The 7923-nt window shown below is 73.4% G+C and carries 7 protein-coding genes; 4 read left to right on the forward strand and 3 right to left on the reverse strand.

Translation table 11 applies throughout. The annotated features are described in order from the left end of the window. Positions 1 to 599: 599 nt before the first annotated feature. The 3 genes from ACFV9Q_RS25835 (at position 600) to ACFV9Q_RS25845 (ending at position 4154) form a co-directional block, all read left to right on the forward strand. A complete protein-coding gene (locus ACFV9Q_RS25835) occupies positions 600 to 2438 on the forward strand; it encodes a ricin-type beta-trefoil lectin domain protein (protein ID WP_377236791.1) in 1839 nt (612 codons plus the stop codon). Between the two features lie 187 nt (positions 2439 to 2625). Further along, positions 2626 to 3384 (forward strand): C40 family peptidase, encoded by a 759-nt coding sequence (locus tag ACFV9Q_RS25840; protein ID WP_377236792.1) that lies wholly within the window; start codon positions 2626 to 2628, stop codon positions 3382 to 3384. Between the two features lie 98 nt (positions 3385 to 3482). Continuing rightward, positions 3483 to 4154: a class I SAM-dependent methyltransferase gene (locus ACFV9Q_RS25845; RefSeq protein WP_377236793.1), complete on the forward strand. Its 672-nt coding sequence runs from the start codon at positions 3483 to 3485 to the stop codon at positions 4152 to 4154. Here ACFV9Q_RS25845 and ACFV9Q_RS25850 read toward each other — a convergent pair. Further along, entirely contained in the window at positions 4117 to 4845 is a 729-nt protein-coding gene (locus ACFV9Q_RS25850; RefSeq protein WP_377236794.1) for an SDR family oxidoreductase, read from the reverse strand. The genes ACFV9Q_RS25845 and ACFV9Q_RS25850 overlap by 38 nt on opposite strands. A gap of 74 nt (positions 4846 to 4919) precedes the next feature. On the opposite strand from ACFV9Q_RS25850, the gene ACFV9Q_RS25855 reads away from it, so the two are divergent. After that, on the forward strand, positions 4920 to 5297 hold the full coding sequence (locus ACFV9Q_RS25855) for a MerR family transcriptional regulator (RefSeq protein ID WP_377236795.1): 378 nt from the start codon (positions 4920 to 4922) through the stop codon (positions 5295 to 5297). Here the strand turns inward: ACFV9Q_RS25855 and ACFV9Q_RS25860 are convergent. Beyond that, positions 5278 to 6483, reverse strand: a complete 1206-nt coding sequence (locus ACFV9Q_RS25860) for a cation:proton antiporter (protein ID WP_377236796.1) — start codon at positions 6481 to 6483, stop codon at positions 5278 to 5280. The genes ACFV9Q_RS25855 and ACFV9Q_RS25860 overlap by 20 nt on opposite strands. Then, positions 6480 to 7748 carry a chloride channel protein gene (locus tag ACFV9Q_RS25865; protein WP_377236797.1) on the reverse strand — a complete coding sequence of 423 codons (1269 nt, stop codon included), beginning with the start codon at positions 7746 to 7748 and terminating at the stop codon, positions 6480 to 6482. Before ACFV9Q_RS25865 ends, ACFV9Q_RS25860 begins: the two co-directional genes overlap by 4 nt. Positions 7749 to 7923: the final 175 nt, after the last annotated feature.

A 7923-nucleotide genomic window follows, 5' to 3' on the forward strand; every position in this document is an offset into this window, starting at 1 on the left:
TTTGGAATCGTCGGGTGGGGAGAGGGGACAGGTTTGGGGTTTTGCCCGGCGGGTTGGGGGGTTGGGGTGGGGGGGGGGGGGGGCCTGTGCCGACCTCGATGCAAACTGCCGAACCCACTCCTGTCCCGACGATCCGCGAGCGCACAACGGTGCACCTGGGGGCTGAGCCGGCGAGGTCGGTGTCGACCGCGACGATCACGGCACCGAACGCCCAGCGAGCCCAGCGCCCAAGGCCCAGCAACCAGCGCTGGGCACCGAGCGCCCATCGCCCAGCTCCCGAGCACCCAGCACCCCGCGCCGAGCACCGAGCGCCCGGCTCCCGAGCACCGAGCACCGAGCACCCAGCACCCAGCTTCCGTGCGCCCCCAGCGTCCAGCGCCCAGACGCAAAGTCAGGTTCTACCCAGTCATTGGGCCTGGAATCACGTGAGTTCCGGGCGCAATGACTGGGTAGAACGTGACTTCGCCGCGCGCCGGGTCTTGCAACGTGTGCACATCGTGGGCCACAGTTGTCTTTGCAACGTCTGCAAAGGTGCATCCCGGGCACGACGTCCCGCACCGCTGCCGGACATCACGCGCACGACAAGGAGGTCCTGCACCATGTCTCGACATCTCATGAACCCGCGGAGATCAGCCGCACTCACCGTCGCCCTCGCGACAGCGTTCGCCCTGGCCACGGCCCCGGCCGGCACGACGGCGGCACTGGGGACGGCGTCAGTCGCCACTGGACCGACGGCCACCACGACGTCGACCAGCACGGCGTCGACTACCCCGTCGGCGTCAGCTCTGACGACCACCACCGCATCGACCACCACGGCATCGACCACCACCGCATCGGCATCAGCCCGGACGGCACCGGCGGCGTCCGCCGACGACGTCGCCCCCGCCGCCCTCCCGGGCAACCTGCTGTACAGCCCCGACCTGGGCCAGCACCCGAACGGGACCGCCGGCTACCCGCGGGCGGTCCGCCTCGACCACGATCAGAGCGCGAACCAGACGATGCTGGCCACGTTCGCGCGCGGCGGCACCGGCTCCCCCACGGCGCTGCCGGTCTACCGCAGCACGAACGGCGGCCAGTCGTGGTCCGCCGTCTCGACCATCACGTCGAACACGCCGGGCTGGGACCTGGAGGCCCCGACCCTGTACGAGGTGCCGCGCGCCATCAACGGCCTGGCCGCCGGCGACGTCCTCGCCGCGGGCACCGCCTGGCAGGTCGGCGACTACAGCACGCAGAAGGTCGAGGTCTTCCGCTCCACCGACCGCGGCGCGACCTGGCAGTTCCTGTCCAACTGCACGCAGACCTCGGGCCAGCCCGACACCTGGGGCCACGGCATCTGGGAGCCGGTCTTCCTGGTCACCGAGGACGACCGGCTCGCCTGCTTCATCTCCGACGAGCGTCCCGCGAACACCCCGACCAACAACCAGGTGATCGGCCACTACACCTCGTCCGACGGCGGACGCACGTGGAGCTCGTCGATGACCGTGGACGTCTCGTTCCCGGCCGACAACCTGCGCCGTCCGGGGATGCAGACGTTCGCCGCGCTGCCGGACGGCGACCACCTGATGGCGTACGAGATGTGCCGCGACGCCACCGACCCGGACCACGCCTGCGAGGTGTACGTCAAGCGCAGCGCCAACGGGTACGACTGGGGCGCGGCCGGCGACGCGGGCACCCTGGTGCGCACGGCCGACGCGCGCGAGCTCCTGCACACCCCGTACATCTCGTGGGTCCCCGGCGGCGGTCCGAACGGGACCGTCCTGCTGTCCGGCCAGCGAGTCGTCGCCGGGCCCACCGGGAACAAGACGGTCCTGGCGGAGTCGGGCACCGTGCTGTTCGCCAACACCTCGCTGGGCAACGGCGCGTGGACCGAGGCCGCCACCCCGGTCACCGTCAGCCCGACCGGCGGTTACGCCACGGGCGTGCCGTCGTGCCCCGGCTACTCCACGCCGGCGATCCCGCGCGAGGACGGCACGTCCTACCTCTACCTCGCGGCGACGTGGCTCGGCACCGGCAACCAGTGCGAGGTTCGGTTCGGCGTCGGCTCCCTGCCCGGACCCACCGGGCCGGTCGGCGCGCCGGGCGGCAAGTGCCTCGACGTCGACACCAACACGGCGGTGAACGGGAACGCCGCCCAGCTCTGGACCTGCGGCACCGCGACCGGCCAGACGTGGTCCATGGGCCCGGACGGCACCGTCCGCGCGTTCGGCAGGTGCCTCGACGTGGACGCCAACGGCACCGCGAACTTCACCAAGGTCCAGCTCTGGGAGTGCAACGGCTCCGGGGCGCAGCAGTGGGACGCGCGCGCCGACGGCTCGCTGTACAACCCGCAGTCGGGCCGCTGCCTGGACGTGCCCCAGGGCAACACCGCCGACGGCACCGACCTGCAGATCTACGACTGCAACGGGCTCTGGACCCAGGTCTGGGGCGTCCCGCAGTAGACGAGACGGGTGCGGGACGGGCGCCTGTCCCCGTCCCGCACCCGGGGGAAACAAAAGATCACAAGAAGATCACGCCAGGTGGGTCCCGCACCGCCGGAGGAGGCGCTAGTGTGGGCGCACCTCGGCTCGGCCCACCACGACGCCGCGTGTGCGCTTCCTCTTCCGAACCAGAAAGGTCCCAGCCTTCATGGATCCCAACCTCGAACCGGCCGCACTCCCCCGTGCACGCGGCCGGCACCGGGCGGCGCACCGCCCCCTGGCCGGCGTCGCGCGCGCCGCGAGCGAGCAGGTCAGCTCGTTCGCCGGACGCGGAGCGGTCGTCGCGGCGGCGGGCGGCGGCGTGCTGCTGTCGCTCATCGCCACCCCGGCGCAGGCGGCACCGGCCACGACGGCGCTGCAGGGCGCGCCCGTCCAGGGCGCGCTCAACACCGCGGACCTCAACGCGCTGACCGCCCAGGCCCGGGAGTCGGTCTCGGCCTCGCCGATGATCACCGTCGCCGCGGACGCACAGCTGACGCTGGAGAAGTCGGCCGTCTCCGTGGTCTCCGCGACGGAGAACGCCGAGTACCAGGCGAAGATCGAGGCCGAGGAGGCCGAGCGCGCCGCGAAGGAGCGGGGCGCGTCGGTCGTGTCCATCGCGATGCGGTACCTGGGTGTCCCGTACGTGTGGGGCGGCACCACGCCGTCCGGGTTCGACTGCTCGGGCTTCACGTCCTACGTCTTCGCCCAGGTGGGCATCGACCTGCCGCGCACCTCGTCCCAGCAGCTGTACGCAGGCACGCCGGTGTCGTGGGCCGACGCCCAGGCGGGCGACCTGATCTGGACCCCGGGCCACATCGCGATCTACGCGGGCAACGGCATGCAGATCGAAGCGCCGGTCCCCGGCAAGAGCGTGCGGTACACCAGCATCTGGCAGTCCAACCCGACGTTCCTGCGGGTCGGCTGAACCCAGGTCGCGCATTCGGGCGGTGTTGCGGAGAGTTGACGACGTCGACTCCCCGCAACACCGCCCGAGTCGTCTCCCGACCACCGAGCGAGGTGCCCATGGTGCGATCACCCGGACCGGACCGGATCCGCCGGCACTGGGACAGGCAGGCGGCGCGCTACGACCGCAGGATGAACGGCGCCGAGCGGATGTTCGGCGACACCCGGGGCTGGGTGTGCCGGCAGGCCACCGGCCAGGTGCTGGAGGTCGCCGTCGGCACGGGCCTGAACCTGGGCCTCTACCCCGCGCACGCCACCCTGACCGGGATGGACCTGAGCCCGGCCATGATCGACCTGGCCCGCCGGCACGCCGCCGAGCTGGGCCGCGCGGTCGACCTGCGGGTCGGCGACGCCCAGCACCTGGAGTTCGACGACGCCTCCTTCGACACCGTGGTCTGCACGTTCGGGCTGTGCGCCGTGCCCGACGACCGCGGCGCCGTCGACGAGATGGTGCGCGTGCTGCGGCCCGGCGGCCTGCTGCTCCTGGCCGACCACGTGGTCAGCACCTCGGCGCCGCTGCGGGCGCTCCAGGCCGTCGCGGAGCTGTACAGCGTGCGGGTCCAGAACGAGCACTTCCGGCGTCGTCCCCTGCTGCACGTCGAGGCCGCCGGGCTGCGGGTCGAGCGGCACGACCGGTTCAACCGCGGCGTCATCGAGCGGCTCGCGGCTCGCCGGCCGGAGCCCGGGCCGGAGGTCAGCCCGCCGACATCGCCGCGAGGCCCCGCGCGGTAGCGGCGTCCCGCTCCTCCGGCGTGAGCTGCAGCCGGGCCTTGACGTCCCGGGTCCACTGGTCGGCGAGCACCTCGGCGGAGCCCGCCTCGACGCCGTCGAGCGCGGCGTCCGCCAGGGCCGACGGCGCGATCTTGTCCACGGCCCAGCCCGCCGACATGTCCGTGTCGGCCAGGCCCAGGTGGACGGCGGTCACGAGCGTGCCCTGCCCGGCCAGCTCCAGCCGCACGCCGTTGGTCATGGCCCAGGCCGCGGCCTTGCTCAGGTGGTACGCGTTCGCGCCGTCGAGCCCGAACCACGACATGGCGGACAGGACGTTGACGACGGCGCCGCCGCCGTTCGCGGCGAGCGCCGGGGCGAGCTCCCGGATCATCGCCAGGCTGCCGAACAGGTTGGTCTCCAGCTCGTGCCGGACGCCGTCGAGCGGGCCGGTCAGGAGGCTGGTGCCCGTCGTGATGCCGGCGTTGTTGACCAGGAGGGTGACGTCGGAGGCCGCCTCGGCGGCGGCGCGCACGGACGCGGGGTCGGTGACGTCGAGGGCCAGCACCTCCACGCCGGGCAGGTCCACCGACTCCGGCCGCCGGGCCGTCGCGTAGACCTTGTGCGCGCCCCGGTCGAGGAGCCGCTGGGCGAAGGCGCGGCCGAGCCCGCGGTTGGCTCCGGTGACGAGGGCGACAGAGTTGTTGATGTCCATGGCAGGTACGCTAAAACCTGACGCTGACGTCAGGGTCAAGCATGGAGTCCGGGAAATCGGCGGAAGGGGACGTGATGACGGTCACCGAGGCAGGAGTCGAGCCGCCGATCCGCATCGGCGAGGTGGCGCGGGGCGCCGGCGTCTCGGTGCGCGCCGTGCGCTACTACGAGCAGCAGGGGCTGCTCACCGCGAGACGCAGCCCGTCCGGGCAGCGGCTCTACCCGCCCGAGACGGTGGAGCGCGTGCGCTTCTTCCAGCAGATGTACGCCGCGGGCCTGACCAGCCGCAACATCGCGGAGCTGCTGCCGTGCATCGAGTCCGGGCACACGGACGCCGAGCAGCGCACCATGCTGCACGCCGAGCGCGACCGGATCCGCGCACGGATCGACGAGCTGCAGACCGCCCTGGACCGGCTCGACCAGGTCATCGAGGTCACGGCGAGCCACCCGTAGGCGCCGCGCGGTCGGGTCCCTCGGTGTCGCGCTCGGTCGGCTCGCCGCCGCGCACCGGGATCCGGCCCGCCACCAGGGGCAGCACGATCACCGAGAGCACGCCGGCGCCGACGAGCGCCGCCCCCGTCTGCGTGGACATGATGCCGCGCTCCACCGCGATCCCCGTCAGCGCGACCAGCAGCGGGAGGGCCGTCGCGGAGTAGAGCGCGCTCTGGACCCGTTCCCCCGTGGGCAGCTCCCGGCGCAGCCACAGCAGCACCGGGCCGCCGCGGACCAGCACCATCAGGGCGAACAGCACCAGGGGCAGGGCGGGCGCGGCGAGGATGGAGGCCACGTCCAGGGCCATGCCCGAGCTCACGAAGAACACCGGGATGAAGACGCCGAACGCCACGGCGTCGAGCTTCTTCTCCAGGCGCCCGACGTCGCCGGGCGCCCAGCGCCGCAGCACCATGCCACCCACGAACGCCCCGAGCACCGCGTCGAACCCGAACGCCGAGGCGACCGAGAGCAGGCCCACGAGCAGCAGCACCGTGAGCCGCAGCGTGCTCTGCCCGGTGCCGTGCTCGGAGCCCTCGACGAGCCGCACGGCCACCGGCGCGCGCGAGCCGGGCACCAGGGCGATGGCGACGGCGAGGACGGCGAACACCACCAGCAGCACGGCGGCGGCCCCCGAGCCGCGGCTCCCGAGCAGCAGCGCCATCGCGACGATGGGGCCGAGCTCGCCGTACGCGCCGATCACGAGGACGGACCGGCCGAACGGGGAGTCGAGCTTGCCGGCGTCCCGCAGGACCGGGAGCACCACGCCGAGCGCGGTGGTCGTCAGCGCGATCGCCCCGGCCGCCAGCTCCTCCTCCTTGTCCGGCCGGACGATCAGGAGGACCACCACCGCCGCCAGCACCAGCGACGTGAGCCACGCCGCGCCGGCGCGGCGGCCGAGCCGGTCGCGCAGGCTGCTCGGCTCCAGCTCGTAGCCCGCGAGGAGAAAGAGGAAGCCCATCCCGAGGTCGGACAGCAGGGTGACGTCGTCGGGCGCGGCCATCTTGAGCACGGCCGGCCCGATGAGCACGCCGCCGAGCAGGAGCAGGACCACCTGGGGCAGCCGCGACCGCACCGGCATCAGCCCGGTCAGCAGCGGCGCGAGCAGCGCCACCAGGAACACCGGCACGAGCGGCGCGTAGACGTTCACGACTCGACCGTCGCCGGCCGGCGGGCGTTGAGCAGCCCCTTGAGCAGCGTGCCCACGAGCGCCCCGAGGATCGCGGGGACGGTGACGGCGGCGCCCGCGCTCACGCAGAGCAGGAGGGCGAGGACGAGCGCGGTCACCGGCATCCCGGCGGCGGCCGCGGCACCGGCGGCGATGCCGCAGGCCACCAGCGGCGCGAGCGCCGTCCCGGGGAGCAGGAGGGCGGCTGCGGCACCGGCGGCCGCGCCGATGAACACCGACGGGAAGATCGTCCCGCCGTGGAACCCCGTTCCCAGGCTCACGGAGTAGGCCGCGGACTTCACGACGGCGACCACGACCAGCGTGCCCGCGGCGGTCGTCGTCGTCACCGTGGACAGGGACTGCTGCCCGGAGAACAGCACGGTGTCCACGTCCGCGCCCGTCGTCACCCGGACCAGCACCGCGAGGAGGCCGACCGTCAGGCCGCCGACGAGGAGCGTCACGAACGGGCCACGCGACGCCAGCCGCCGCGCGACGCCGCCGAGGCGCATGGCCGCGACGATGAGGCCTGCGGCCACCAGGGCCACCAGGACCCCGGCGAGCAGGTCGACCACGTGGAGGGCGGGGTACGAGCCGAGGTCGCCCATGGACAGCTCGGGGACGTGGACGCCGGGCCAGTCGGCGATACCGATGCGCACCACGTAGCCCGCGCCGAGCGCCGCGAGGATCGGGACCACCTGGAGCACCGGCTGCTCGGGACGCGGCCGCGCGGAGAGGAACATCGCCTCCAGCACGAGCAGCATCGTGACCACGGGGTTGCCCAGGACGACGCCGAGCGCGGCCGCGGCGGAGGCCATGACGAGCACCTTGGACGCGTCGGTGCCGAGCCGGCGGTGCACGGCGAACCCGATGCTGGTGCCGATCGCGAGCAGCGGCGCCTCGGGACCGAGCACCGCGCCGAAGACCAGGGACGACGCCGCGGCCAGCAGCGTCGAGGGCAGCTCGCGCGCCGTGATGTCGAAGGCGAACCCGTCGAGCGGGTGGTGCCCGCCGTGCCCCGGCAGGCGGGTCGCCGCCGCGACGCCGGCTGCGCCGATCACCAGCAGGAGGAGCACCCACCACCACGGCACGCCGTCCAGCCCGAGCGTGTCGGGGAGCCACGTCCAGAAGAGCTGCTCCCCGCCGTGTACCAGCGACGTGAAGATCGTGGCGAAGAGCGCCGCCGCGACGCCGACCACCGCGGGCAGTCCCACGAGGGTGGCCAGCGGCCGCTTGCCCTGTGCGTCCATGGCCACGCCCCTGGTCGCTCGCTTGTCGCTGAACAAGCCGATCGTCGCACCGCGCCGCGGGGTTCGCGCGCGGACGGGCCCGCACAGGCCCGGGCGTGTGGGGCCCGCCAGAGTGGGCCTTCTGGCTGGAACACCCCTGCGCACCGCGGGAATAGGAGTACGTTCAAGTGGGGAA

The sequence above is a fragment of the Promicromonospora sp. NPDC059942 genome (assembly GCF_042731755.1).
Taxonomy (GTDB): domain Bacteria; phylum Actinomycetota; class Actinomycetes; order Actinomycetales; family Cellulomonadaceae; genus Promicromonospora.